Here is a 25,708-nt window from a genome sequence, read left to right as displayed (position 1 = left end):
GCTAGGATCGGGCATCATGAGCAGCCCCTACGAACCGCGAGGCCCCCGCAAGTCCCGCAATTGGCTGCTCTACTTCGGTGTGGCGCTCCTGGCCTCGGGAGTGGGCGTGCTCGTCTACGCCGCCTTCATGCACTACGCGGCAGCGATCCGCTGAGCACGCGCCCGGCGTGAGCCGCGCGCCACGTCAGGCGCCTGTGTCAGGCGACGCCGCTCGCGGCATCCGTCGACGCTGCACCCGAACCGGGGGTCGGCTCGGCCGTCACCAGGATCGGCAGGTGGTCGCTGAGCCCCTGCGGCAGCGTCCGCACGGTATCGATCGTGAAACCAACGGATGTCGCGAAGTCGTAGTGTCCGCGAAAGAACCGATACCGCGTATACGTGCGGGAGTCGCTGAGATTCAGCTCGTACCCCTGGTCGCGGACGTGCTGCCCGAGGCGCTCCTTGAAGACGGGGTAGTTGTAGTCGCCGACCATGAGCTTCGGCAGGCCCTCCCCCAACAGGTCGAGCTCGGTCAGAGCCGTGCGGATCTGATGCCGACGCAACGAGTTCAGGGCCGTCAGCGGCGCCGCATGGAAGGACGCGATGACGATGTCGTTGCCGGTGTCGATGTCGTGCAGACGAACCCCCAGCATCCGTTCCTCGGCGGGCTTGAGAACCCGATCGTGCAGCGACTTCTTCAGCGCGATCGCTCGCACATCGACGGCGCGATACGTGTTCTGGCGGTAGTAGACGGCAAGACCCAGGCGATTGCGCTGGGTCGAGTCGGCGAGCACGAGCCCACCGATGTCATCGGGGATGTCGGTCGTGTCGGCCTCCTGCAGGCACAGCAGATCGGCACCGTGGCGCTCGACGAGCTCTCGCAGCTCGGTTGCCGCACGGTGCTTGCGCAGGTTGTACGAGATGACCTTCATGCCACTCCCCACGATAGAGGGGCACGGATGCCGACCGCGTGCGCTCCGCTGGACATATCCCCAGCGTTTGCGATCTCTTCACCGCAGGAGGGGGTTCACGGGGATCCTCCGAAGCCCTCCGCTAGAGTTTGGTCGTGCCCTCCCGACGCGCCCACGTGGTGCAAGAACAGCCCGAGTCCGCCGCGGCGCGCCCGGAATCACAGCCGAAGATCCTGCCCGGGTGGGCTATCGCGACGATCGTGTCGGTCGGCGTCGTTCTCGTGGCAGCCATCGCCGCCACCGTCTGGATGTTCCTGAATCACTGGGTGCGTGATTTGACCGCTACCGCTCCGGCAGTCGGGACGACGATCATCGCCCCGGAGGAGTCGAAAGCCGCCCTCGCACTGCCGGGCCTCGCCGAGGGGACCGACGAGTTCGCCGCTACCGACTACCTGGCAGCCCAGCCCACCGCCTACTGGTTGACCCCCGAGATCGATCCGGTGAGTGAGATCGGCGCGCGGATGACGAATCTCCTGAGCGAGGCCCGCACGCAGGGCAAGGCGCTGGCGATCGTGGTCTACGGGCTTCCCGAGCGCGACTGCAGCGCCGGCCTCTCCGCGGGCGGACTGGACGATGCAGCCTACGCCGAGTGGACGCAGATCATCGGCGAGGCCCTGCACTCGGCCCCCGACATCCAGAAAACCGTCGTCCTCGAACCCGACAGCCTGGCCCTCGCCCCCGAGTGCGGAAACACCGCCGAGCGCACGGAGCAGCTGCGGAATGCGATCACCCGACTCGCCTCGACGAACACCTGGATCTATGTGGACGGCGGTCACTCGACCTGGCTGCCGGCCTCGCAGATGGCCGAGCTCATCAACGGCATCGGCATGAACGATGTCATCCGCGGCTTCGCGACGAACGTCTCGAACTACAACGACACGGCGATCGAGTTCGACTACGCCCACCAGCTCTCGGGCCTGACCGGCGGCCTTCACGCGATCGTTGACACGTCTCGCAACGGCGCCGGCTCCAACGGCGAGTGGTGCAACCCCCCGGGCAGGCTCATCGGCGCTCCCGGCGGCACCTACGGCGACGACGTCGTCGACACGAACCTCTGGATCAAGCCGCCAGGCGAAAGCGACGGCACCTGCAACGGCGGACCGGTAGCCGGCGCATGGTGGCCCCAGTCCGCGGTGGAGCTGACCCGCAACGTCACGCTCCCCTGAGGACGGCGCTCGGCACGCAGGCCACCGTGGCACGCCGAAGGATGACCGCGCCCCCGGTCTGCCCGCCTGTGTACGATCAAGAGGGTCGGCCGCGCATGCCTGGGATTACGCGGCTCGGATACTCGACCCAGCCCGACGCGAAAGAGACAATCGAGCATGAGCACTGACGCGGGGGTGAGCAAGACCGCCGTCATCGTCGAGGATGATCCGCAGATCCGGCATATCCTCGCCGAAACACTCGAGGCGGCCGGGTTCTCGACGGTCTCGGTGGGCAATGGCATCGACGGTGTCCGTGCCGTCCTCTCCTACCAGCCACTGATCACGACCCTCGATGTGAACATGCCCGGTATCGACGGGTTCGAGGCAGCCCGCCGCATCCGCGCCCAGAGCGACACCTACATCATCATGCTCACGGGCCTCGAAGACGAGGCTGACGTCGTCCTGGGTTTAGGAGCCGGCGCCGACGAGTACATCGTCAAGCCGTTCCGCCCGCGGGAACTGCGGGCACGGATCGAAGCGCTGTTGCGCCGCCCGCGCCAGACACCGACTGCAGCCCAGCCGCCCGCGCAGGCACCCTCGGGGCCCTCGTTCCCGGGCGCGCGACCCGCCATCGTTACCCAGCCCGCTGCGCCCAGCGCCGTGCCGCCGGCAGCGCAGCAACCGTTCGCCACTATCGATGCGACCGGAGCCGTCACGCCCGGCGACCCCGCCCAGGCCCCGGGCCAGCATCCGGCACAGGCTCCCTACCCGGCAGGGCAACAGCCGACCCAGGCCCCACCCCAGCCCGGCTACCCCGCTCAGCACCCCGGTTATCCGCAGCCCGGAGGCGCACAGCCGTACTATCCGCCGACGCCGCAGGCTCCGGTCGACCCGCCGGGAGCCGGCGGCAACCAGCAGCCTCCCGGATCTCAGTTGGTGGCACGCACACCACCGAACGCCCCGGTCCCAGGTCCCGGTGGTCACCACCTCGGACCCCACACTCTGGTCCACCGTGACCTCGTGCTTGACCCGGACTCGCGGATCGTGCTGGTCGGCAACCGTGAGGTCGAACTCACACGCACGGAGTTCGAGCTGCTGGCGACGCTCATGGAATCCAAGCGCCGGGTGCGAAGCAAGGCCGACCTGACGCTCGTGCTGCGCGGCGAGTCATACGTGACGTCGTACTTCGTCGGGGATGCCGACAAGCGCGCCATCGAAGCGCACATGACGAATCTGCGCCGAAAGCTCGGCGACGATCCGAACAACCCGCGCTACGTCGAGACCGTGCGCGGCGTCGGCTACCGGATGACAGCCGAGAACGTCGCGCCGCCGCCGGGCCAGTAACCCGGCCCGGGCTGGCGCGCGAGCCCGTCAGACCTTGTAGCCGTACTGGCGGCGGAAGAGCTTGAACGCCATGAGCAGGGTCTGGATGACGGTGACCACACCGACGATCGGCCAGCCGACCCACAGGATCGACGACTGCACCACGGGGTCAAGTAGCGACCAGATGAAGGCCATCGCGATCGCCGTGATCACGAGCAGAATCATGGGCACCCAGTGCCCGAGCGACACACCGCCACCACGCTCGGCCTTCGCCTGAGCAGCCCAGTTGTCGACCTTCTTGCGCGAGAGGAACGACGACCACGACCGCAGGAAGTGGCCGATCCGGATCCACATGAAGATCTCCGCCGGAAACACGAGTGCCGAGAACAGGATGTCTCGCTGGTTCACGTACTTCATCGTCAGCGCCACGCGCAGGTTCAGCAGCGTCGCCACCAGCGGCGGAATGAGCCACCAGGGCGAGAAGACGAACGCGTTGATCGAAAGCGATGCTGCCAGGAGCGTCAAGAACGCAACACGCACGAACAGGTTCGTGAGCATGCCGAAGTTCTCGAACCACCGGAGGCGCAGGTTCGGGTGGAAGGGCTGCCCCTTGGTGTCGCCGCGCTGGCCGGGCCACATGAGCTCGATCGCGCCGTAGGTCCACTTCACCTGCTGCGCGTCGTACCCCTTGAGGGTCGTCATGCCGCCCACGCTCGCCCGTGCGTACGGGCTGATCTTGGTGAGGTAGCCGGCGCTCTTGATCTGCAGCGACAGCAGGGAGTCCTCCACCTCGCTGTCTTTCACCCATGGCGTGCTCTGGTGGTTGGCGCGCATCACATCGCGCAGTGCCGCCGTCGAGAAAATCGAGAACTGGCCGCCGAGCACTGCCATGTTGCGTCCGCGCAGCAGATTCTGCAGGTTGAACGCCGCGAACTGCGTGCGCTGACCGGCGATCAAGAACTTGCCGATCAGGCCTTTGATGGGGCGGTCATCGATCGTGTAGATCGCCGAGATCCCACCGATCCGCGAGTCACCGACGGCCTCGGTCTCGAGGTACTCCACTGCCCGTTCGTCAGCGATGGTGTCGCCGTCGACACCGAGCAGGTAGTCGTAGCCCTCGACAAGGGCGTAGCCGTAGTTCAGCGCACCGACCTTCTTGTCGGGGTTCTTGCCGATGTCGTGGATGAACACCTCGGTGAACTGCTCGCCGAGGTCGGTCACCACCTGGTGCGGGCCGGCGTACTGCGAAGCGATAGCAACTGTGGCGTCAGTGGTGTTGTTGACGACGACGTGGATGACGTCGGGCACGCGCGTCTGGTGCAGCAGACCCTCGAGCACCCCCGCGATCGACTCTTCCTCGTTGTAGCAGGGGATGACGCATCCGATGGTGGACCGGTGCACCGAGATGCGCTCCAGCACCGACTCGAACTCGTCAGTGAACTCCGCGTGCGAGGTCTCGACCTGCGCGTTCGGGAACCGGGGGTCGCCGTACGAGGGCTGAGCGTATGGCTGCTGGCCGTATGCCGGATCGGCGTACTGCGGCCCCGGGTACTGCTGACCCGCGTAAGCCGTACCGGGATACTGCCCGATCGCGGGCTGATTCTGCTGCGGGTACGGAGGAACGTACGGGGCTTCCCAGTGGGACATCAGCACGCTCCTTCCCTCAATCCGCGCGCCAACCGAAGTGCTGTTACCACACTGCTACACTCGGCTCAAGCATCCGGTCTGTTGTCGAAGAGCATCACCTCAGGTTTTCCTCAAGAAAGCCTCCGGTGAATACCCGAGGCCCCGAGAAACAGAAGCGCAGAATGAGTGTACTGGAGTTGTCTGCCGTCCTGGCGATCGCTTTCGTGATCGCCGCACCGGCCCTCATCCAGTTGCCCGGCAAGCCTCTCCCCAATGGTGGGCGCGCTGCCCGTCGGTACTTTCTGCGCTTCGCTGCCGCCGCAGCCCTGAGCGGAGTCGTCGCCGGCATCACATCCGCACTGGTGCCGGATCAGCCGATGCCGATCATCATCGGGGCGGCGAACGCGGCGCTCGTCGGCGGACCCGCCTACTTCTGGGCGGGGATGCGACAACTGCGAGACACCTCGATCACCCCCGGCTGGGTGGTGTCGGTGGCGGTCGCGGCCACCTTCATCGCGAGCGCGACAGTGACCGCCGTCATCGGGGGCCCGACCGACGGCTTCGTGTTGCGGCTGATCCTGGTGGCCGTCGGATGCGGAGGGGTCGCGATCGAGGCTTTCCGCCCGCCGGCGCGCGACATCGCAGCCTTCCGACTGATCGGTGTCATCTTCGCCGTCTACGCCGTGTATTCGGCGATCCGCACGTTCATGTTCTTCGCCGTCGGCGAGGACTCCCCCGCGTTTCAAACGGTGTTCTCACCCCTGACGGCATCAGTTCTCAGCATCCTGCTCGTGGTAACCCTCTGCGTGGCGGTGTGGTGGAGCGACCGCGCGCTGGAGACTCGAGCACGGCAGATCGAGCACCTCATCAATGCGCTGCGCTCAGACATCGCCTCCCACGGCGCGGTGACCGTCTACGACGTCGAGGTCCCCGACCTCAGTCTCATCCGCGCCGCCTTCGGTGGCCCCGCAGCAACAGCCGTGGATCGCGCTGCGGCGATGTCTCTTCACGAGCTCCTTCCCGACGCCGCACATCGCGGCCGCGTCGGCCGCAATGTCGTCGCACTTCCCGGAGACCAGCGGATCGAGAACCTGGAGAGGGTCGTGAAGGCGGCAACCGCCCACGCCGTGCCGAACCTCGACTACCGCGAAGCGATCGAGATCCGCATAACGCGCTACACGCTGCATTCCGAGGCAGAACTCGCCGCGGTCTGGCCCGATGCCGCCCCGACCGCCACGAGTGATCTCAAGACCCGGCCGGCAGGCGGCGTCGTCAGCTGACTCGCTCCGGCTCCCGCTCAGCCCTGAGGCGCGGTGGTCGGCTCGTTGGACACGATGTTCAGCGTGCCCTGATCGTTGTAGATCGCGATCGGCAGGTACTGATAGATCGTCTGTTGCGCGAACGAGGCGTCGTCGTTGGCGGTGCCCTCGACGTAGATGCCGAACGAGAACTGCAGCGTGATGCCGTACGTATCGGCCGGAAGCATGAAGATCGTCGTCTCGGGTACGAGCAGACCACCCTGATAGCTGTTGAGCAGCAGGCCGCGGTCAGAGCGCAGCGTGTCCGGCGGCACCAGCGTGCGCGGGTCGGCGGCGAACTGGAACGGCTGCTGCACCATCCCCGAGGTCTGCGCGGTCTGCGACGTGATCGAAATCGACGAAATGTAGACGCGGCGCTTCTGCGTCAACACCGCCTTGTCATCGACGCGACGGTCATACGCGTTGATCGCGAACCCGAACACCTTCTCATTGTTCGGCGTCCACTCGCGGGTTCGCTTCGGGTCGGCAGCCCACACATCGAGAACGACTTCCAGATCGGACGCGACATCCGTCGTGAGCGAGACAGACCCGTCGTACGAGAACAGCGAGTCGAAGTCCATCGTCGCCGTCGTTGAGACCGGCTGGGGAACCGGCGTCGCCGTGGACGCGGCACCCGGAGGTCCGCCCTGGATGGAATTGAACGCTTCGGCGATCTGCTGGCATCCGGTCAAGGACGAGGCGCCCAAAGCCAGTGCGGCAGCACCGAGCACGACGCGGCGTACGACGCGCGACCGTTGCGGGGCGGTGGCCATGGTTTCTCCTTGAGCGGACCGACGAGCAGGGTGCCTCGAGGGTTGATTTTCCGCGGTTCTCTGAGGCTTATGGCGGGTTCCACAAGCCGGATGCGCTGGAAGTATACGATACGAACAAAGGCCTGAACTCAACGCTGTCTAAGGGGGAGCACAAGGTGAGCGCAAGAGACGCGCAATTCCGCGACGTCGACGGCGCGACAGTGCGAGTGAGGTCTATTTGGCTCACGCAGCTCTCCCTGGGCGTCTCGATCATCATCATCTCGGTCGTGTCGCTCGGTTACGAGCCGGAGCTGTTCACGTCGTGGCTCATGCTCACCGGTGTGGCGATCGTCATCCTGGCCACCGCCGTGACTCTCGTAACCCCCTGGGCGCGGATGCCCCGGTGGTTGCCGCTGGTCATCCCCTTCGCCGACATCGTCGCCGTCGGTTTTATGGCGGCATCCTCGATCCTGCCGCTCGGCTTCTTCTGGGTCTTCCCCATCATGTGGATCGGCCTGCACTTCTCGCGCTGGGCACTCGGTGCTGCTGTCGCAACCATCGCCGGTTCTCTTCTGATTGAGGCGGCGACCTCGGCCGAGCCCCCCGGCGCCGTGGAATTGTTCACTGTGCTCCTGGGCGTGACGTTCCTGGGGGTTACCGCGAGCATCACGATGCGCCAGACGCGCGCGTTCAAGCGCTTGCTCCTCGGCCAGACGCGGCGTCTCGAGACGACGCTCAACCGGGTCTCGAACGCCGAGCGCAGCACGATCGAGCTGATCAACGGCGTGGATGTCGGCATCCTCCGCTTCGCCCGTGACGGGTCTCTGCTCGCTGCCAACACCACCTACGACCGCCTCTACGGCACGAACCTCAACGACCCGAGTTCTCCCCCCACATCGGTCGAGTACGCGTCCCTGCAGGGGACGGCGATTCCGGCATCCGAGCGAACCTTCGCGCGTGCGCAGCGCGGCGAGATCTTCGAGGATGCCCGTGTCTGGCTCTTCGACGCCGAGGGCACCTGGCATGCCCTCTCCGTGACCACCATGCCGCTGACCTCGTCAGCCGACGACTCCGCGTCGACGATGCTCGTGGCCCACGACATCACCGCCGTCACCGAGGCCGAGCGCGAACGCGAACGTATCGCCGCGGTGGCCTCCCACGAGCTGCGGCACCCGCTCACCGTCATCATCGGCCACGCCGACCTCGCACTCGAAGAAGAGGACGAGCTGACTCCGAAGATTCGGGAGCACCTCGAGACCATCCTCTCGGCCAGCGAACGGATGCTGGGTATCGCCTCGACGATGCTGCAACGCTCACGCAGCGGGTTCACCCCCACCCAAGACCGCCGCTCCTTCGACCTCGTCCCGATGCTCGCCGCCGTCAGCGAAGCTTTCGCTGCGTCGGCGCGCGAACAGCGCGTGACGCTCGAAACCGATCTTCCCGCGCACCTGCGGATGGATGGCGACGTGTTCCGCCTCCGGCAGGTCCTCGACAACATCGTCAGCAACGCCGTCAAGTACACGCCGGCAGGCGGATCCGTGCGGGTCTCGGCGTCCCTGGATGGCGACACCGCCGTGATCGTGGTCACCGACACCGGTATCGGCATCGCGTCCGAGGACCTGGAGCACGTGTTCGACCCGCTGTTTCGCAGCACCCGCGCCCAGGAACAGGCACCCGGCACCGGTCTCGGGCTCGGTATCGCGCGCGAGATCGTGACCGCCCACGGCGGCACCCTCACGGTGACCAGCGAACTCGGTCACGGCACGACAGTGACTCTCCGCCTTCCCCGTTCCGTCACTCCGGAGTCGTGATGATCTTTTCCGCACCTGGTGAGTTGCCCTGGCCCGACCTCGACGGCGCGAACATCGGCATCGCCCACGCGACCATCGCGACCCTCGGCACGATCCTGTTCGTGGGGCTGGCCTTTCTCGCAAGGCCCCGCCGGTCCACCCTCCTGTGGTCGCTGACGTTCATGGGAATCATGGTGGCCTGCTACGGCTACCTCGCCGCGACCGCGGCCGAATCCGAGGAGTTGCGACGAGGGTCGATGGGTCTGTTGTTGGGTGCCCCGGCGCTGCTGTGGTCGGGACTGCGCGCCCACCGCAAAGTGCGCACCTACGCGTGGATCAGCGCTCTCGTCGCCGCCGCGTCGATCCTCGCGCTCCTCGCGCCGGGTGAGTCGGCCTGGTTCGGACTGGCCTACCGTGTCATGTTCTTCGTGTCCGGCATCTTCGGGGTGCTGTTCCTCCTCGAGTGGCGGCGCATCCCGGAACGGTCCGAGCGTCTGCTGTGGCCCATCGTCGTCGCCTCGGCGGGCTACGCGCTCGCTGGCGTCACGGTGCTCATCGGTGCCCTCTTCACCCCGCTTTCGACGGCTGAAGCTTTCGCCTCGACACGCATCTTCAACTCCATCGGGATGCTCGTCTACATGGTGTGCGCCCTCGTGTCGCTGGTGCCGTTGGTCACCCCGGGGTCGCGAGCGATCGAGTCGAGCGCGCCACAGGGCGACTGGGGTCGGTTCGTCGGGACGGCCCGCGAGCGTCTCGAACGTGCGGCAGCGCGGGATGCCGACACGTGGTCGCTCCTGCGCATCGAACTCGACGACGCCGAAGACCTGCAAGAGGCGGGAGGCCCGGCGATCTTCGGTCGGCTCCTTCGCGACATCCAGGCGCGCGTCACTGCCGTCTTCCCGACGGATGCCGACATCGCGATCGCCCCCGACAGCGCAGTCATCGTGCTGATCTCGCGTCCCGAGGCAGTCATCCGGGACCTCGTACGGGATGTGCTGAGGCGAATCGCCGTGCGTGACCCCGCGGCCCCCATCACCGTGACCACCTCAGCCAGCATCGGCTGGGCAAGCGTCGCGACGGCAGGATTCGACCTGGACGCTCTGCTTGCCACCACGGCCGAGGCCGCGGCTACGGCCCGGGCGCAGGGTGGCGACCGCTGGGAGCGCGTTACCGCCTGACCGGCCGCGCGAGAGCTACTGCTGCGCGAGAGCTACTGCTGCGCGATGGCTATCGTCAGCGTGTCGGATGCCGTCTGCTTCGCGTATTCGTTCGAGGTCGGGGTCGTCTGCACGAGGAAGTCGTACGTGAACTGGACTGTCACCGAGATCGCGTTCGACGGCACCGGACCGACGGTGAAGTTCTGTGAGTAGCTGTAGGGCGAGAGCACGAGATAACCGGGGTTGACGCTCGCAGCATCCACCTGCGGATCCAGGGGAGCAAGGTCTCCCGTGTCGCTCTGGGGCACCGCGACCATCGTCGCCCGCTGCAGGTAGACCTTTTGGCCGTCGTTGGGCTCAATCGTCGTGATCAGTGACAGGCTGATCGGCTTGAGCGCGTCGGCTGTCCACTTGTCCATCGACAGCGTCGACCAGTAGTCGACGGTTGCCTTCACGGCTCCGGCCTGGAGGTCTCGCTGCGTTGCGCCGCTGGACAGATCGTTCTTCACCGGCGGGGCGACGGTCTGCCGGGTGGAGGTCGGCGTCGGACTCGAGGTCTCGTAGCCCCAGTTGTTCCACGGAGCGGGGCCGCATCCGGCGAGCGCGATCGGCAGGACGACCAAACCGGCGATCACACCCGCCCTCGCGAGAGCTCTCGCCGAACGACCACGGATGCCGACGCTCGCGTCGCTGCGACCAACGGCCTTCATCTCCATCCCCCCTCGGGATCATGAATCACCCCCCGCGCGGGGGTGGGATCAGTCTACGCATCCGCGGCGTTGCGCCCCTCAGTCCGCGTCGAGGTCCCGTCGTGCGCGGGTCTGCGACGCCCGGTGCGCAAGCAGGTCATCGGCGGGGTATCCGACTTCGGTGAGGGTCAACCCGCGGGCGGCGAGCACCTTGACCTCGGGTACTCGAGCCAGCTCGTCGCGGATACGCACGAGGTCGTCAACGCCGAGTCGCCCCTGACCGACCGCGACGCACCCGCCCACCAGGGCGCGCACCATGCTGTGGCAGAACGCGTCAGCCCGAACCGTGGCAACCAGCACGCCGGATGCCTCGCGCACCCACCCGAAATCGAGCAGTGTGCGGATCGTCGTGGCCTCTTCCCGCGGCTTGCAGTACGCAGCGAAGTCGTGGAGTCCCCGCAGGGCGCCGGCTGCGGCATCCATCGCGGCGACATCGAGCTCACCGCGCACCACGGTGGTGCGGTGACGTTCCAACGGATCGTAGGGAACCGAATCGTCAGCAACGCGATACTCGTAGCGACGCCATACCGCCGAGAACCGCGCATCGAAGCCGTCCGGTGCGATCGAGGTGCGGGTCACCGCGGCATCGGCGTAGGCGCCGAGCACACCCCGGATGCGACGGGCGAGAGCTGCTACGCCGTCGTCATGCTCCGTGCGCCGGCGCGAAGAAGCGAGCCGTGCGGCCTGTCCGTCGTCGAGATCCAGGTGAGCGACCTGGCCGCTCGCGTGCACTCCGGCGTCAGTTCGACCCGCCACGACCAGCCGCGGATCTCCCCCCAGCACGCGAGAAATCGCACCCTCGATCGTTGCCTGCACCGTCCGTTGATGCGGCTGCCGCGCCCACCCGCGAAAGTGCGAACCGTCGTAGGAAATGTCGAGCCGGATGCGCACGTCTTCAGCCTAATCAGCACCCGGCGCAGCCCCAGGGAACTCGCGCCGCCCGGACGTAGACTTGGGTACCCGAACCCGCATCGCCCGACCGAGCCGCCGTTGTCCAGCCCCCTCCACACCGACCGCCACGGTGCCATCCACGGCGCCACCTCAGGCCCCAGGCTTCCTGGCCTGGATGGCCTCCGCGCGCTCGCTGTCATCCTCGTGGTTGTCTTCCACCTGTTCCCACAGTGGTGGTTCGTCGGCGGGTTCATCGGCGTGGACGTCTTCTTCGTGATCAGTGGGTTCCTGATCACGACCCTGCTGCTTCGTGAGCGCGACGCGACCGGCCGGATCAGCCTCGTCGGGTTCTGGCGTCGGCGAGCCAGACGCCTCCTGCCTGCGCTGGTCCTGCTGCTGCTCGTGTGCTCGAGCGCAGCCTGGGTCGTCGGCGGTGATGTTCTCGTCCGGTTGGGCGCCCAGATCGCCGGTGCCCTCACCTTCAGCTACAACTGGATCGCGATCATCATCGGCGAGGGATACTTCGGCGCCACCAGCCCGGAGCTCTTCCGCAACCTCTGGTCACTCGGCATCGAAGAGCAGTTCTACGTGCTGTGGCCGCTCGCGCTCCCCCTGATCCTGCTGCTGCCGCGCACGTGGGCGCGGGTTGCTGCGGCGGTCGCACTGGCTGCAGCATCCGCCGTATGGATGGGCGACATCGTGTCGGCGACGGGTAACGTCAGCCGCGCGTACTACGGCACCGACTCGCACGCGTTCGGCATCCTCCTCGGCGTCGCACTCGCCTTCGTCCTCCACCGCGCCCTGGCGGCGCCCACGCTCTGGATGCAGCGCACGACAGTCCGTCGCGGCGCCACGATCCTCGGCGTGGCCGCTGTGATCGGCCTCGTCGGGCTGTCCCTGCTCGCACCCACCGACTCCGTCAGAACCTTTCCGCTGACCATCGCCGCCGCGAGCGCCCTGACGGGTATCGCGATCGTCGCTGCCGTCTGGCCGCACGCCGGCCTCGGCCCGGCCCTGGATGCGCGTCCGCTGCGGTGGATCGGTGAACGCTCCTACGGCCTGTACCTGTGGCACTGGCCCCTCCTGGTCCTGCTGGTCGCCGCCGTGCAGGGCACCGCACCGGAAGCGGGAGTACCGGTGTGGGTCGGCCTCGCGACGCTGGCGCTCACCGTCGTCATCGCGGAGGCTTCCTACCGATTCCTTGAGACACCGGTGCGGCGCCTCGGTTTCCGTGGAACGTGGCGCGCGGCACGCGCACGGGTCGGCGTCGATGCCGGGGCGCTGTGGGGCACCGTCGTCGGGAGCCTTGCCACAACTGCCCTGGTGTTCGGCACGGTAGCGGCAGCCACCACCGGTGCGAGCGTGTCATCCGGCGAAGCAGTCGTCGCCGAAGGGCAGGCAGCCGTTGATGCGGCATCCGCCAGCCCGACGCCGTCGGCGGATACCCGACCGCAACCCGATGAGCCGGCACCGGCTGGCGCCCTCGCCGATGGAGCCGTCCGGCCGCCCGCGCCGTCACCGACGCCGATCTCGGGCGGCGAGGTCACCGCCGTCGGCGACTCGGTCATGCTCGCTGCCGCACCCTCGCTGTACGAGACGCTTCCCGGCATCCGGGTGGATGCCGCAGTCTCGCGGTCCTCCTGGGCGGGCCCCGGCATCGTCGACCAATTCGCCGCCGCGGGGCAGCTCGGCCGCTACGTGGTCGTCGCTCTCGGCACGAACGGTCCGATCAGCCGGGATGCCTACGAGCGGATCGCTGCAACCGCCGGGCCCGACAGGACCCTCGTGCTCGTGAACGCTTACGCGCCCCGCGACTGGATCCCCGGGGTCAACAGCGACATCACCGCGTTTGCCGACGCCCACCCGGGCACTCTGGTCGCCGACTGGGCGAGCGCCATCGACCCCCACGTGGACTACCTCGCCGGCGACCGCATCCACCCCGGCACTTCGGGCGGCCAGATCTACGCCGACACCGTGCTCGCTGCGATCCGCCAGTCCGAGAACCAACGCGCGATCGACGCGTACCTCATCGAGACCCGGGCCTACCGTGAGGCCACCCGCGAGGAGGCGCGGATCGCCCAGTAGCCCCACTGCGCTTGTCCTCTCCCGCCGAACCCACCGATTTGCGCTGATCCCGCAGCTTCCGCGCGGCGAATCCTGTGGGCTCGCGCAGGAACGCGTGGGTTCAGCGGTCTAGCCGGACGCTAGCTGGGTCAGGCTGAGGGAACGGGCGCCGTTCAGAACCGGGCGACCATGGCGACCTCACGGTCCGTGGCCTCGAACCCCAGCCGCCCGTAGAGACTGTTCGCTCCGGTCGGGCTCTCGGTGTCGACGTCGAGGTTGACCTTCTCAAGTCCGGCATCCCGTGCCGCCGTGAGCAGGGCAGTGATCACCGCCGGGGCGAGCCGCCTGCCGCGATAGTCGCGAACGACACCGATCAGCGCGACGTATGCCGATGTATAGCCCTGCACCTCCCAGTCGTCCTCGTTCACGGTAGCCAAAGCCATCGCTACCACGCGGTCGCCGTCCACCACGACGCGCGAAAGGTCGTCGCGGAACTGCGAACCGCTGACGAACCGTTCCCATCGCTCCGGCGGCGTCTCGAGGCTCCCCCAGTGGTCACGGAAGGCGTCATTGCGCGCCACACGGGTCGCATCCCGCCACTGCGGGCCGAAGGTCTCGATCCGCAGGGCCGGGGATCCGGCATCCAGCGGCACCTCGGGGATCGGGTCGCTGAGGTCGCGAAGCATCGTCGTGAACCACCGCTCCTCGGGCATCCCGCGCCGCGCACCCAGCGCGCGAGCCTCAGCGTCGTGCTCGTACGCGTGAAGGAAGATCGCACCTGGAAGCCGGGCATCCGTCCGCGCTAGCTCGGTCTGGGCGGTCTCGTACTCCCAGCGCAGCACCTGCGTGCCGATACCGCGGCGGCGCCACCGCGGGTGCACCATGCCGGTGCAATAGACGTACACATGCTTGTCCTGCGACGGATGCACCAGGATGCCTGCCATGGCGACAAGTTCGCCGTCGGCGGCGAAGCCGAGTCTCGTGTGAAGCTCCGGATCGATATGTGAGAGCTCGAAGATCTCCTCGACATCCTCGCGCGGCGTCAACCACGTCGGATGATCGACCCTGTCGCAAGAGTCTACGAGCGCCACCATCTCGTCGAGGTCCGCCCGGGTCGCGGGGCGCCAGGTGGCGACATCCGGATGCTGGATCTCATCGACGGTCTCGGGCGCTCCGACACGCTCTGACAGCGGCCGCGCATCACTCGGCGTGGCGTTCTCAGGGATCGGTGCAGGGGCGGTGCTCTCGTTCACCGTCCCACCCTACGCGCCGCCGCCAAAGCGCCGAACCCACACGAAAACGCCGAACCCACACGATCCGCGCGAGAAACCTTGTGGGTTCGCGCGCGAAGGTGTGGGTTCGGCGGGTCTGGGACCCGGGTATTACTTGGCGTCGTCCTCGGCGGGAGCGTCGACAACGGCATCCTCGGCGGCGGCCTCAGCGGCTTCGCCCTCCTCGGGCGATTCGGCGCCTGCCGCAGCTGCCTCGTCGGTGGACTCTTCCTCGACCTCGGGCGCCAGAGCCTCGGCGGGCGTCTCCTCGGCGGGAGCCTCCTCCGCGGCCGGCGCAGCGGCGGCCGGAGCAGCCTTCTTCGCCGACTTCGGCTTCGGGTTCACCGGCTCAAGCACGAGCTCGATGACCGCCATCGGGGCGTTGTCACCCTTGCGGTTGCCAACCTTCGTGATGCGGGTGTAGCCGCCCTCACGCTCGGCGACCAGCGGCGCGATCTCGGCGAACAGGATGTGCACGACTTCCTTGTCACCGATGACCGAGAGCACCCGGCGACGGGCGTGCAGGTCTCCGCGCTTGGCGAAGGTGATCAGGCGCTCGGCGAGGGGACGCAGGCGCTTGGCCTTCGTCTCGGTCGTCTTGATCGACTTGTGCGTGAACAGCGCCGCGGCGAGGTTCGCGAGCAGCAGGCGTTCGTGGGCGGGGCCGCCTCCGAGGCGGGGACCCTTGGTGGGCTTGGGCATGTCAGTTACTCCAGGGAAAGTCGGTCAGGATGCCGCGGCATCCGTTTCGGGTACCGGTCAGACGGTCTCGTCGTCGTAGCCGCCGTAGAAGTGCGCGCCGTCGAACCCGGGAACCGAGTCCTTCAGGCTCAACCCGAGCGAGATGAGCTTGTCGCGAACCTCATCGACCGACTTCTGGCCGAAGTTGCGGATGTTCATGAGCTGCGTCTCTGAGAGGGCGACCAGCTCCGAGACGGTGTTGATGCCCTCGCGCTTGAGGCAGTTGTAGGACCGGACCGACAGGTCGAGGTCTTCGATCGGCATCGACAGCTCGTTCGACATGACGGTCTCGACCGGCGCGGGGCCGATCTCGATACCCTCGGCCTCGACGTTCAGCTCGCGGGCGAGGCCGAACAGCTCGGTCAGGGTGCGACCGGCGGAGGCCACGGCGTCGCGCGGTGCGATGGAGGGCTTGGTCTCGACATCCAGGATGAGCTTGTCGAAGTCGGTGCGCTCACCGGCACGGGTCGCGTCGACGCGGTAGCTGACCTTGAGCACCGGCGAGTAGATCGAGTCGATCGGGATCTGACCGCTCTCGGCGTACTCGTTGCGGTTCTGGGTCGCCGAGACGTAGCCGCGGCCACGCTCGATGGTGAGCTCGAGCTCGAACTTCGCGGTCTCGTTGAGAGTCGCGATGACAAGCTCGGGGTTGTGGACCTCGACACCGGCGGGTGCGGAGATGTCGGCGGCGGTGACCTCACCGGCGCCGGTCTTGCGCAGGTAAGCCGTGATGGGCTCGTCGCGCTCGGAGGAGACGACCAACTGCTTGATGTTGAGGATGATCTCGGTGACATCCTCCTTCACACCCGGAATGGTGCTGAACTCGTGCAGCACGCCGTCAATGCGGATGCTGGTGACGGCGGCGCCGGGGATCGACGACAGGAGGCTGCGACGCAGCGCGTTACCGATCGTGTAACCGAAGCCGGGCTCAAGCGGCTCGATGACGAAACGGCTGCGGAACTCCCCGATCTTCTCCTCGGTCAGAGTGGGACGCTGTGCGATGAGCACGATGTGTTCCTTTCGATCACGTGCCCGCTATATGACACGTGCAATGGGTGAGGTGTTGAGTTTTTCTCGGGGGATGCCGAGACGCAGCGCAGTAACGCACGCCCCGGCACCCGAAGTGCTTCACCCGGGTGGCTGTGAGCCGGCCCGGAACGGGACTGTCGTCAGACGCGACGGCGCTTGGGCGGGCGGCAGCCGTTGTGCGCCTGGGGCGTGACGTCCTGGATCGAGCCGACCTCGAGGCCAGCGGCCGTCAGCGAACGGATCGCGGTCTCACGACCCGAACCCGGACCCTTGACGAAGACGTCGACCTTCTTGACGCCGTGCTCCTGCGCCTGGCGGGCAGCAGACTCGGCTGCCATGCCGGCGGCGTAGGGCGTCGACTTGCGCGAACCCTTGAAGCCGACGCCACCCGAGGAGGCCCAGCTGATCACCGCGCCCGAGGGGTCGGTGATCGAAACGATCGTGTTGTTGAACGTCGACTTGATGTGGGCCTGGCCCACGGCGATGTTCTTCTTCTCCTTGCGGCGCGGCTTGCGCGCTGCGGACTTGGGGGTAGCCATGTGCGTTTTCTCCTAAACCTTCCGCGCCTTACTTCTTTCCGGCCTTCTTCTTGCCGGCGACGGTGCGCTTCGGGCCCTTGCGGGTACGCGCGTTCGTCTTGGTGCGCTGACCGCGCACCGGCAGGCCGCGGCGGTGGCGCAGGCCTTCGTAGGAGCCGATCTCAACCTTGCGGCGGATGTCGGCGGCAACCTCACGGCGAAGGTCACCCTCAACCTTGTAGGTACCTTCGATGTAGTCGCGGAGGGCGACGAGCTGGTCGTCGCTGAGGTCCTTCACGCGGATGTCCTCGTTGATCTCGGTCGCCGCGAGGATCTCGTGCGAACGGGTACGGCCGATACCGTAGATGTAGGTGAGGGCGATCACCACGCGCTTATCGCGCGGGATGTCGACACCGGCAAGACGTGCCATGTCGGTTCTCTCTTTCCCCCGGGTTTCCCCGCGGAGTACGTCGAAGGTGTGGAGCAGAATCGGTGCCCGGGCCTTCGTCCCGAGGTGTCCCCTGCACCCGGCATCCGGATGCGGGTTCTGACCCTGCCTGTGTGTATTGAGTTATGAGTCCTGGGGCCGCCGGAACGGCATCCGTCTCAGCCCTGGCGCTGCTTGTGGCGCGGGTTGGACTTGCAGATCACCATCACGTTGCCGTGGCGGCGGATGACCTTGCAGTGGTCGCAGATGGGCTTGACGCTGGGGTTGACCTTCATGATGTTCCTGTTCGCTGTCTTCGCCGGGCGGGCACGGATGCCCGGGGCGTTACTTCTCGACCGGCCTAGCGGTAGCGGTAGACGATGCGGCCGCGGGTGAGGTCGTAGGGCGAAAGCTCCACGACGACGCGGTCCTCGGGGATGATGCGGATGTAGTTCTGCCGCATCTTTCCCGAGATCGTTGCGAGCACCTTGTGTCCGTTGGTCAGCTCAACGCGGAACATCGCGTTGGGCAGCGCCTCGGACACTGTGCCTTCGATCTCGATGACACCGTCTTTTTTGGCCATAGCCTCGCTCACGCTTATGCAGACCGGTCGGTCTGCGGTGGATGGGAGTCGGTGCCGGTCCGCTCTGCCCGGACACGCCAAGGCAGGCGCAAAGCACCAAAGATCAATAGTACGTGATAGTGAACACCCCGGCAACCTCGGGCGTGTCGGGGTGCTCCCCGGGGCGCGAACCCACACGTTTCGCGTCCGCCCCACATGTTCCGACGGCCATAGCGTGTGGGTTCGGCGCGGTAAGTGTGGGTTCACGAACACAAGCAGGATGCCGCGGGGCGCGGGGCTAGCGCGGAGGACGGATGCCGAACGCGGCCAACCGCCGGCCGAGCGTGACCGGCGAAGCGAGGTGCTGCATCCCCCACCGAACCAGCGGGCGGTGGGTGGTCGCGCGGATCCAGTCCTCGCGCTCCTTTTCCGCGCGCACCACCTCCCACGGTGTGCGTTCGCCACGAAACTGCGCATCCGTGTACTTGCCCTCACCGTCGAACTCGCCCCATGCCTTCGCGTCGTCCAGCCCGAAGTCGACGAAGTACAGGTGGGACGAGTCGGCGAGCCGCACCTGCAACCGTGGCGTCGCGAATCCGAGGTCATGCAGCAGCAACCTGCTCATGCTCTCACCGGGTAGCTGCGCGCGCCCGTCTGCGAAGGCCATGATCCACCGCGCTTGACGGATGCCACGTGCTCCCCGCGCGCGGGCGATACGCTCCTCCATCGCGGTAGCCCATGTCGAGGCTGCACCCTGGTCATAGACCCGATCTTCGGGATCCCACGCGACCAGCCGCAGCGCGGCATCCGCGACGGCCACCGCACTAGCCAGCGGCAGGGTACGCGCAACGTCGAACACCGTGCGCTCGAGGGACGTGCACGGAATGCCACCGATCACCACGATGTCATCGTCCGGCACGCTGACCTCGTGTCGGGCTACGCCCCGGGCATGCCGCACGACACCGTTGTGGCGCGCGTCGCTGACGTGTACGGCTTCAGGAACGTGCCGAAAGAGGGGCAATCCCCAGAGCACCGCCGCCGACGCGTGCGAGAACGGCGCAGCGGATGCCTCTCGCCGCGAGTGCACCGCCGCGATCGTCCGTAGATGCCTGTCTTCGACAAATCCTTGCGCGTCAGCGGCTCGCACATATCGCCCCGAGTGCAGCCGGATCAGCTCGCCATCCGCGTGCTGCGCGGCGATGGTCGCCGCTGCGCTCTCGCGCTCGAGCCGTTCGCGCGTGAGGATCGCCGCACGCGCGTCCCAGACCCGATCGGAGCTCGGCGGTACGACATCCATGCCCGCAGTCTCGCCTGCGCGCGCAGCCCCTCACGCGTCGCTGCGCACACCTGCGGCATCCGCTCGCCCTTCCACCCCTGGGGAGGAGCGCACTGCCCGATCACCACCAGCCGCGAACCCACACCTCTCTCGCCGAGCCCACAGGATCTCGCGACAGACACCTGTGGGCTCGAGCGAAAAGGTGTGGGTTCGGCGAAAGGGGATGGTGCGCCGGTGGGTCAGCCCTCCGCTCGGCCTCCCCGGCGGCGACGGATGACGACAAGTGCCAGGCCGAGAACGATGACTGCAGCAGCCCAGGGCAGCACTGGCACCCCCGTCGCCGCGACCGTGCCGCCGGTCGCGGCGAGCGCCTCGACCTGGACGTACACCCAGCCGATCACTGTGCCTGCGGAGTCCGTGACGACGAGGCGATGCGTGCCGGCCGGCAGATCCGCGCGGATCGTGAAGGTCGCGGTTCCCGCGGCGCTCACCACGGATGTACCGAGGTAGGTCGGCGTCGAGAAGATCCAGCCCTCCACAGTCTGCCCCGCATACTGAGTGCCGACCGTGACCGTCACCGTCTGTCCCTGCTTGAAGGTCGTCCCACCCTGCGGCTGGATCGCGTCCTGCGTCTGCGGGGTCAAGTCCGTCTCCGCGGGCGGGGTGGTGCCACCCGTGGGCGGTAGCGGCGTGAACGTTCCCGTGACCGTCAACGGAATCCGCACCCCGGTTCCCGATGGCTCGGCGTTCACGACAAGCGCCGAGTTCAGGGGAGCGTCCTTCGGCACGGTGATGCTGATCTGCGCGGCGCCGCCGTTGATAAGTACCGGGTCGAAGACGGCGCTGCTGCCTTCAATCGACACGAGCGCTGTCGTGTTCGCCGGAGCGCCCAGCGAGCGGATGTCGAGTCCCGACACCGTCGCGGTCAACGTCTCGCCCTGCTCGATCGTGGCGGGGACCCCGGTCACCTGGGCGCTGCGGGAGGCGAAGTCCGGCGACAGCGGCGAGTTGTTCTTGAGGTAGTCGATCCACGCGTCGCGGTCGATCAGACCGGAGTCACGGGTGTCGGTTCCCTCCGTGAGCACCGTGAAGTTGTCGCCGCCCTGCAGCAGGAAGCTGAACGACCCGACCCGATACTCGGCATCCATCACGATGGGCTGCCCGTCGATCCAGATCCCGGTGATCCGGTCGCCCTTGGCAAGCGACGCATCGTACGTGTAGAACACGTTCTCCGACACACCCAGCTGCAGGTACGGACGCGACGCGGTGTCGGGCTGCCACTGCTGCTCCAGCACGACCTTGAACTGCGCGCCGGTCAGCGTCGTGGTCCACAGGTTGTTCACGAACGGCAGCACCGCGTTGGCTTCCGCGTACGTGATCACCCCGTCCTCGCCGTAGTAGAGCTCGTTACGCAGACCGCCCGGGTTGACCAAACCGATCTCCGCCCCACCACGGTCGGCCGACGACAGCGAAGCCACCAGCGCATCCGCAACCAGGTTCCCGAGCGTCGACTGGGATGACCGATCATCCCGCTTGTCGCCCACGAACGCCGTCGTGATGTCGGCGGTGACCGAGCCGACCTGCTGCGAACCCACGACATCCGCCTGCGCGAGCGCGGCATCCACGATCGTCTTGACGGCAGCGACGCGCGGGTACGCGGAAGTCAGGGTCGCATCGGCGGATGTCGTGCGCGCCACGTTGCGCACGTCGTAGTCGTTCACAGAGCCCGTGACCGGGTCGATCCAGAGCCGAACCTGGCCGATGTTCTCGCCGTAGGAACCGGTCTGCAGGATCGGACGCGTCCGGTCCGAACCGGGAACGGGGCCGTCCCACGCGTATTCCTTGTGCGTGTGGCCGGTGAAGATCGCATCCACCGCCGCCGAGGTCTGCGTCACGATCTTCGCGAACGCTCCGCCCGCAGCGATCTCGTCCTCGATCGACGCGCCTTCCTTCACCCCGTCGATCGAACCCTCGTGGTACTCGGCGATGATGATGTCAGCTTCGCCGTTGCCCTCGTCACCGTCGGTCAGCTGCGCGGCCACCCGATTCACAGCATCCACGGGGTCACCGAAATCGAGGCTGGCGATCCCACCGGGCGAGACCAGCGACGGCGTCTCCTGGGTGATGGCACCGATCACCGCGACCGCGAGTCCCTCCACCTCGAACGTCCCATACTCGGGCAGCACCGGATCCTGTGTCCCCTTCGCATAGACGTTGGCGCCCAGGTACGGGAACTGCGCCGCATCCGTGACCCGACCGAGCAGGTCAGCCGAGCCCTTGTCGAACTCGTGGTTCCCGGCAGCGGATGCGGCCAGCCCCAGTGCGTTCAACACGTCGATCGTGGGCTTGTCATCAGCGTACGCTGAGGCGAACAGCGACGCCCCGATGTTGTCACCGGCCGAGAGGAACAGCGTGTTGTCGTCGCCGTATGCGGCGCGCAGCTGCTCGATCGTGCCCGCGAACTTCACGGTGTTGCCGTCGATGCGACCGTGGAAGTCATTGATGTTCAGGAGGTTCAGGAGCACGTCATCGCCGCCGTGGTAGGCCCCGCAGTACATCCGGCCCTCGCGCAGCGAGATCTTGTCGGTCTCGCTGTCGTCGGCGTAGAAGACCGGCGCGACACCGTTCTCGCACGTACCGATCGCGAAGCCCTCGTTGCCGGCCTTGGCGGGCATGCCAGCCGGCGCGAGGTAGGCCGCGACGTTCTGGAAGGTTCCGGCATAGACGCCGTCCGCGGCAATCCGCATCGCGTGGATCTCGCCACCGCACGCGTCATCACACACGGCGTACAGGGTTCCGGATGCCGCATCCCACGTGACGTCGGCCACCACCGAGAGCTTCGGGTCGATCGTGGCGACGATGCTCGCCACTCCGGCGTCCCGAAGCGCTACAGCGTAGATGCGCGCCGTGCCCTCAACACCGACAAAGAACAGGCCATCGCCGTGCGCGCCGTAGGTCGCCGGGTCGTACGCCTTGCCGGTGCTGCTATCGACGAATCCCCGTGCGACCAAGACCGAGTCCGGCACCCACGTGACACCCTCGAGCCCGCCGTTGGCGGGGAGAGCCGGCAGGAGGGTTGCAAGGTTCCACTCGTCGGTCGCGACAAGTTCGGTTCCGGATGCCGACACATCGAAGCGCAGCACGGAGGGTCGGCTGACGTCGCTGGCCGTGTTGTCCCGCTCCGACGCGACGTACACCCCGCCCGCCGAGGTGCCCGCGACGAGGCTCACACCCTCGGCATCCACGGCACCGGAACCGCCGGGGTAGCGCAGGACCTTGCCCGCCGCCCACTCACCCTGTTTCGGGCTGATCCACTGCCCGGCCTCGGCGTTCCACTCGAGCTGGAAGAGCGTTCCCGTGCCGTTGTTCACGGCCCAGAGCGTCCCGCGACCCTCAGCGGTCGCCTCATAGGCCAGGCCGCTCATGTCCTCGCCGAAGGCATCCGGCGCCGAAACTGCAGTCACACCCGCGTCGCCCGGCCACGGCGTTGCCGCGACAAGGCCGATGCAGTCGTTCGGAGCACCCTTGGTCACCGACGCGGCAACCTCGAACTCGCCGAGGCCATCGGGGCAGCGCGCCCACGACGTCTCGGCGTGCTCGCTCCAGCTCATCTGGTTCAGCAGCGTCGTCCCGTCGGGCGCGAACAGGCGCGCAGCGTCAGCACCGCCGAGGCCGAAGCCTCCCGTGACGTCGACGTCGATGGCCACGAAGGCGCCGGGCTGCAGGGTGGTTCCATTCGGCACGACGACGGCGTGGTCGTCGTTGTCGTCCCGCAGGATGTAGCCGGAGATGTCGACGGCGTCCGGACCCGCGTTGGTCAGCTCGATCCAGTCGACGGGCTCAGCGCCCTTCGAGTCCACCTCGTTGATGCGGATCGGCGAGCAGTCGTTCGCAGCGCCCGGAGTCGAGCTGTAGGTCTCGACGAACTCGCCGGCACCGTCCGGGCAGCGACCCCAGGTCGTGCGCTGCGCGTGGGCGGGATACGAGTGGCTGTCGACAAGGGTGACGCCGTCGGGCAGGAACAGTCGCGCCGCATCCCCGTTCCCGAGCCCGAACCCGTCACCCGGGAGGTCGGTGTAGATGACGGTGTAGCCACCCGCGGCGATCGTCGTGCCAGCCGGGATGGTCAGGGCGTGGTCATCCTTGTCGTCCTTCAGGATCCAACCGCCGAGATCGACATCCGTGTCCGACGTGTTCACAAGCTCTACCCAGTCGCCCGGGTCGCCCCCGCTGGACTCGATCTCGTTGACCCGGATGGCGTCAGCGCCAGCCACAGGGGTGTCCCCGCCGTCTGCCGGCGCACAGTCGTTCGCGGCGGCCTTAGTGACGGATGCCGTCAGTTCGAACTCACCAGTCGCATCGGGGCAGCGCCCGTAGCTCGTCGCGGCGTGCGCGGTCCACGAGTACTGATCGATGAGCGTGGTCCCATCAGCGGCGAACAGGCGCGCCGAGTCCGCCTTGCCGAGGCCGTAAGCGGACGGCCCCGCATCCACGACGAAGGCGGCGAAGCCGTAAGCGGGGATGGTGGTTCCCGTCGGGATCGTGAAGGTGTGGGTGTCGTCGTTGTCGCGCAGGATGAGCCCGCTTGCGTCGACGGGAAGGTAGGACGTGTTCGCCAGTTCGATCCAGTCGGCCTGGTCGCCGCCGTCGGATTCGACCTCGTTGATCACAAGAGAGGTCGCGGGATCGGGTGCGCAGGAGTTCGCCTCGCCCGGGGTCTGGGCTGCAGTGGGTCCGAAGTCTCCGGTCAGGTCGGGGCACCGGCCCCAGGAGGCGTTCGACGCACCGGGGGGCAGCTCCGTGAACGCGTACTCGTCGACGACAGTGCCGTCAGGGAGGAGCAGGTGGACCTCGTCACCGCTCTTGCCGAGGCCGAACGAGAACCCGGCATCCTCGGAGAGCACCAGGTATCCGCCGGCGGGAACGACGTAGCCCGACGCGATAGTGCTCTCGTTCTTGTCGTCGCGCAGCTTCCAGCCGGCGAGGTCGACATCGGCCTGCCCGGTATTGGCGAGTTCCACCCAGTCGGCAGCATCCTGCGGGTCATCCGGCTGAATCTCGTTGATCACCACCGGCGGGACCTCAATCGGTTCAGCCGACGCAGCCGCAGGAACGGCGACGGCAAACGAGAGCCCAAGGATCACGGACAGGGCGGCGGCAAGGCGTCGGCGCATGACGAGTACTCCTGCGAATCGGTGCAAGGGATGGTGCGCCGAACTCGCTGACGTTGCCTCAGAGCGGTGGCGCCCCGCCAGCCTCGCCACCGAAGTCAACGCACAGGTGAACGCATCCAAAACCGCGAGTAGTCACGGGGAGTCGCCCCGCCGAACCGGCGCGTCGCGGCCAACCGACGGCACGCGCGACGCCCCCGGGACCGAAGTCCGCGGGGGCGTCGCGCGTGAGGGGGTCTTAGCTCAATCGGTTGACGATGTCGGCGTTTACGTCACCGGTGAGGCTGATGTACTCGCCGTTGATCACGAGCGTCGGCGTTCCCTGCCCGCCCTGAGGGCTCGCAGGGATCTCCCGGGCCTGCGCGTCGACGAAGTCGACGTACGTGCGCTGGGTGACGCACTCGTCGATCCCGGTCACCCCGGAGTCGGCAGCCAGCGCGATGAGTTCGTCATCCGTCCATCCCGCGCCGGTGACGTCAGCAGTCAGAAGCGTCTGGGTGAACGCGAAAGCAGCGTCAGTGTCCTGCGTGGCGACGCAATAGAGCGCGCTGGCCGAACGCTCGGAGAAGTCGGTGCCGGATGCCGCGTTCAGTCCCGACAACGCAACGGGATGCAGGTTCAGGGTGATGTCGCCCGAGGTGACGAGTTCATCCAGCGTCGGGCCATAGACGTCCTCGAAGTCCTGGCAGTGAGGGCAGTAGAAGTCGAACCACACATCGACCTCGTCAGGCCCGCTGCCCACCGCGATCGCGCCGGTCGACGAGTCGATGCCCGGCCCCTCGGGTGCAGCACCCGGAGCCGCAGCGGTGTTGTTCATCCACACCACGAGCGCGCCGACCAGAACGAGTGCCGCAACCACCGCGACGCTGATCCAGATGGCGAAGTAGTTGTTCTTCTTCGCGGGTGCTGCCATGTCTTCTTCCTCCGGGTGCTGTGTGTCGGCCCGCTGCTACGGGCGCTCGGCGGTG

At 67.3% G+C, this 25,708-nt stretch carries 22 protein-coding genes; 7 read left to right on the top strand and 15 right to left on the bottom strand.

The window, feature by feature from the left end:
* Positions 1 to 16 precede the first annotated feature (16 nt).
* Positions 17 to 154, top strand: coding sequence for a hypothetical protein (locus tag AADH62_RS05000; RefSeq protein WP_341578545.1), 138 nt, complete (start codon positions 17 to 19; stop codon positions 152 to 154).
* Between the two features lie 43 nt (positions 155 to 197).
* Here AADH62_RS05000 and AADH62_RS04995 read toward each other — a convergent pair whose 3' ends face one another.
* Positions 198 to 911, bottom strand: a complete 714-nt coding sequence (locus AADH62_RS04995; RefSeq protein ID WP_228177290.1) for an endonuclease/exonuclease/phosphatase family protein — start codon at positions 909 to 911, stop codon at positions 198 to 200.
* A 134-nt stretch (positions 912 to 1,045) separates the two neighbouring features.
* Between AADH62_RS04995 and AADH62_RS04990 the strand changes: the two genes are divergently transcribed.
* Both AADH62_RS04990 and AADH62_RS04985 read left to right on the top strand, forming a co-directional pair.
* Positions 1,046 to 2,116: a glycoside hydrolase family 6 protein gene (locus AADH62_RS04990; protein ID WP_228177291.1), complete on the top strand. Its 1,071-nt coding sequence runs from the start codon at positions 1,046 to 1,048 to the stop codon at positions 2,114 to 2,116.
* Positions 2,117 to 2,272: 156 nt separating this feature from the next.
* The gene (locus tag AADH62_RS04985) at positions 2,273 to 3,439 is read left to right on the top strand and encodes a response regulator transcription factor (RefSeq protein ID WP_292734335.1); all 1,167 of its coding nucleotides are present in this window, start codon (positions 2,273 to 2,275) and stop codon (positions 3,437 to 3,439) included.
* Between the two features lie 27 nt (positions 3,440 to 3,466).
* Here the strand turns inward: AADH62_RS04985 and AADH62_RS04980 are convergent, their stop codons facing one another.
* Positions 3,467 to 5,065, bottom strand: a complete 1,599-nt coding sequence (locus AADH62_RS04980; protein WP_228177293.1) for a glycosyltransferase family 2 protein — start codon at positions 5,063 to 5,065, stop codon at positions 3,467 to 3,469.
* 161 nt (positions 5,066 to 5,226) lie between these two features.
* Here AADH62_RS04980 and AADH62_RS04975 point away from each other — a divergent pair, with 161 nt between their 5' ends.
* Positions 5,227 to 6,324 (top strand): hypothetical protein, encoded by a 1,098-nt coding sequence (locus tag AADH62_RS04975; RefSeq protein WP_341578544.1) that lies wholly within the window; start codon positions 5,227 to 5,229, stop codon positions 6,322 to 6,324.
* A gap of 17 nt (positions 6,325 to 6,341) precedes the next feature.
* Here the strand turns inward: AADH62_RS04975 and AADH62_RS04970 are convergent, their stop codons facing one another.
* Positions 6,342 to 7,115 (bottom strand): fructose 1,6-bisphosphatase, encoded by a 774-nt coding sequence (locus AADH62_RS04970; protein ID WP_341578543.1) that lies wholly within the window; start codon positions 7,113 to 7,115, stop codon positions 6,342 to 6,344.
* Between the two features lie 155 nt (positions 7,116 to 7,270).
* Here AADH62_RS04970 and AADH62_RS04965 point away from each other — a divergent pair, with 155 nt between their 5' ends.
* Positions 7,271 to 8,905, top strand: a complete 1,635-nt coding sequence (locus tag AADH62_RS04965) for a HAMP domain-containing sensor histidine kinase (RefSeq protein ID WP_341578542.1) — start codon at positions 7,271 to 7,273, stop codon at positions 8,903 to 8,905.
* Complete coding sequence (locus AADH62_RS04960) at positions 8,905 to 10,062, top strand: hypothetical protein (RefSeq protein WP_292734340.1); 1,158 nt, start codon at positions 8,905 to 8,907, stop codon at positions 10,060 to 10,062. Before AADH62_RS04965 ends, AADH62_RS04960 begins: the two co-directional genes overlap by 1 nt.
* A gap of 32 nt (positions 10,063 to 10,094) precedes the next feature.
* Here AADH62_RS04960 and AADH62_RS04955 read toward each other — a convergent pair whose 3' ends face one another.
* Together AADH62_RS04955 and AADH62_RS04950 are read right to left on the bottom strand one after the other, a co-directional pair.
* The gene (locus AADH62_RS04955) at positions 10,095 to 10,751 is read right to left on the bottom strand and encodes a hypothetical protein (protein WP_228177298.1); all 657 of its coding nucleotides are present in this window, start codon (positions 10,749 to 10,751) and stop codon (positions 10,095 to 10,097) included.
* A gap of 78 nt (positions 10,752 to 10,829) precedes the next feature.
* Positions 10,830 to 11,681, bottom strand: coding sequence for a tRNA pseudouridine synthase A (locus tag AADH62_RS04950; RefSeq protein ID WP_341578541.1), 852 nt, complete (start codon positions 11,679 to 11,681; stop codon positions 10,830 to 10,832).
* A 99-nt stretch (positions 11,682 to 11,780) separates the two neighbouring features.
* Here AADH62_RS04950 and AADH62_RS04945 point away from each other — a divergent pair, with 99 nt between their 5' ends.
* Positions 11,781 to 13,766, top strand: a complete 1,986-nt coding sequence (locus AADH62_RS04945) for an acyltransferase family protein (protein WP_341578540.1) — start codon at positions 11,781 to 11,783, stop codon at positions 13,764 to 13,766.
* A gap of 152 nt (positions 13,767 to 13,918) precedes the next feature.
* On the opposite strand, the gene AADH62_RS04940 is transcribed toward AADH62_RS04945, so the two are convergent.
* The 10 genes from AADH62_RS04940 to AADH62_RS04895 all read right to left on the bottom strand — a co-directional run bounded on the left by AADH62_RS04940 (position 13,919) and on the right by AADH62_RS04895 (position 25,653).
* On the bottom strand, positions 13,919 to 14,998 hold the full coding sequence (locus AADH62_RS04940; RefSeq protein ID WP_292734347.1) for a GNAT family N-acetyltransferase: 1,080 nt from the start codon (positions 14,996 to 14,998) through the stop codon (positions 13,919 to 13,921).
* Positions 14,999 to 15,127: 129 nt separating this feature from the next.
* Positions 15,128 to 15,718, bottom strand: a complete 591-nt coding sequence (gene rplQ, locus AADH62_RS04935; RefSeq protein WP_292734350.1) for a 50S ribosomal protein L17 — start codon at positions 15,716 to 15,718, stop codon at positions 15,128 to 15,130.
* A gap of 57 nt (positions 15,719 to 15,775) precedes the next feature.
* On the bottom strand, positions 15,776 to 16,765 hold the full coding sequence (locus AADH62_RS04930; protein WP_228177303.1) for a DNA-directed RNA polymerase subunit alpha: 990 nt from the start codon (positions 16,763 to 16,765) through the stop codon (positions 15,776 to 15,778).
* 161 nt (positions 16,766 to 16,926) lie between these two features.
* Complete coding sequence (gene rpsK / locus AADH62_RS04925) at positions 16,927 to 17,325, bottom strand: 30S ribosomal protein S11 (protein WP_228177304.1); 399 nt, start codon at positions 17,323 to 17,325, stop codon at positions 16,927 to 16,929.
* Between the two features lie 28 nt (positions 17,326 to 17,353).
* Positions 17,354 to 17,734, bottom strand: coding sequence for a 30S ribosomal protein S13 (rpsM, locus tag AADH62_RS04920; protein WP_228177305.1), 381 nt, complete (start codon positions 17,732 to 17,734; stop codon positions 17,354 to 17,356).
* A gap of 176 nt (positions 17,735 to 17,910) precedes the next feature.
* Positions 17,911 to 18,027 carry a 50S ribosomal protein L36 gene (gene rpmJ, locus AADH62_RS04915; protein ID WP_022893853.1) on the bottom strand — a complete coding sequence of 39 codons (117 nt, stop codon included), beginning with the start codon at positions 18,025 to 18,027 and terminating at the stop codon, positions 17,911 to 17,913.
* Between the two features lie 65 nt (positions 18,028 to 18,092).
* Positions 18,093 to 18,314 (bottom strand): translation initiation factor IF-1, encoded by a 222-nt coding sequence (gene infA / locus AADH62_RS04910; RefSeq protein ID WP_013583992.1) that lies wholly within the window; start codon positions 18,312 to 18,314, stop codon positions 18,093 to 18,095.
* Positions 18,315 to 18,591: 277 nt separating this feature from the next.
* Positions 18,592 to 19,590, bottom strand: coding sequence for a hypothetical protein (locus AADH62_RS04905; RefSeq protein WP_292734353.1), 999 nt, complete (start codon positions 19,588 to 19,590; stop codon positions 18,592 to 18,594).
* Positions 19,591 to 19,808: 218 nt separating this feature from the next.
* The gene (locus tag AADH62_RS04900; RefSeq protein ID WP_341578539.1) at positions 19,809 to 24,743 is read right to left on the bottom strand and encodes a lamin tail domain-containing protein; all 4,935 of its coding nucleotides are present in this window, start codon (positions 24,741 to 24,743) and stop codon (positions 19,809 to 19,811) included.
* A gap of 235 nt (positions 24,744 to 24,978) precedes the next feature.
* Complete coding sequence (locus AADH62_RS04895; RefSeq protein ID WP_331790730.1) at positions 24,979 to 25,653, bottom strand: DsbA family protein; 675 nt, start codon at positions 25,651 to 25,653, stop codon at positions 24,979 to 24,981.
* Positions 25,654 to 25,708 lie beyond the last annotated feature (55 nt).

The organism is Microbacterium schleiferi (genome assembly GCF_038150145.1).
Classification (GTDB): Bacteria; Actinomycetota; Actinomycetes; order Actinomycetales; family Microbacteriaceae; genus Microbacterium; species Microbacterium schleiferi_B.
The sequence above is the reverse complement of the archived record's forward strand: the minus strand, read 5'-3'. Positions and strand labels throughout refer to the sequence as shown.

Bases quoted from the DNA above. Each gene is read 5' to 3' on its own strand.
- AADH62_RS05000 (WP_341578545.1), top strand. From the start codon at position 17: ATGAGCAGCCCCTACGAACCGCGAGGCCCCCGCAAGTCCCGCAATTGG.
- AADH62_RS04995 (WP_228177290.1), bottom strand. From the start codon at position 911: ATGAAGGTCATCTCGTACAACCTGCGCAAGCACCGTGCGGCAACCGAG.
- AADH62_RS04985 (WP_292734335.1), top strand. From the start codon at position 2,273: ATGAGCACTGACGCGGGGGTGAGCAAGACCGCCGTCATCGTCGAGGAT.
- AADH62_RS04980 (WP_228177293.1), bottom strand. From the start codon at position 5,065: ATGTCCCACTGGGAAGCCCCGTACGTTCCTCCGTACCCGCAGCAGAAT.
- AADH62_RS04975 (WP_341578544.1), top strand. From the start codon at position 5,227: ATGAGTGTACTGGAGTTGTCTGCCGTCCTGGCGATCGCTTTCGTGATC.
- AADH62_RS04970 (WP_341578543.1), bottom strand. From the start codon at position 7,115: ATGGCCACCGCCCCGCAACGGTCGCGCGTCGTACGCCGCGTCGTGCTC.
- AADH62_RS04960 (WP_292734340.1), top strand. From the start codon at position 8,905: ATGATCTTTTCCGCACCTGGTGAGTTGCCCTGGCCCGACCTCGACGGC.
- AADH62_RS04955 (WP_228177298.1), bottom strand. From the start codon at position 10,751: ATGAAGGCCGTTGGTCGCAGCGACGCGAGCGTCGGCATCCGTGGTCGT.
- rplQ (WP_292734350.1), bottom strand. From the start codon at position 15,718: ATGCCCAAGCCCACCAAGGGTCCCCGCCTCGGAGGCGGCCCCGCCCAC.
- rpsK (WP_228177304.1), bottom strand. From the start codon at position 17,325: ATGGCTACCCCCAAGTCCGCAGCGCGCAAGCCGCGCCGCAAGGAGAAG.
- rpsM (WP_228177305.1), bottom strand. From the start codon at position 17,734: ATGGCACGTCTTGCCGGTGTCGACATCCCGCGCGATAAGCGCGTGGTG.
- rpmJ (WP_022893853.1), bottom strand. From the start codon at position 18,027: ATGAAGGTCAACCCCAGCGTCAAGCCCATCTGCGACCACTGCAAGGTC.
- infA (WP_013583992.1), bottom strand. From the start codon at position 18,314: ATGGCCAAAAAAGACGGTGTCATCGAGATCGAAGGCACAGTGTCCGAG.
- AADH62_RS04905 (WP_292734353.1), bottom strand. From the start codon at position 19,590: ATGGATGTCGTACCGCCGAGCTCCGATCGGGTCTGGGACGCGCGTGCG.
- AADH62_RS04900 (WP_341578539.1), bottom strand. From the start codon at position 24,743: ATGCGCCGACGCCTTGCCGCCGCCCTGTCCGTGATCCTTGGGCTCTCG.
- AADH62_RS04895 (WP_331790730.1), bottom strand. From the start codon at position 25,653: ATGGCAGCACCCGCGAAGAAGAACAACTACTTCGCCATCTGGATCAGC.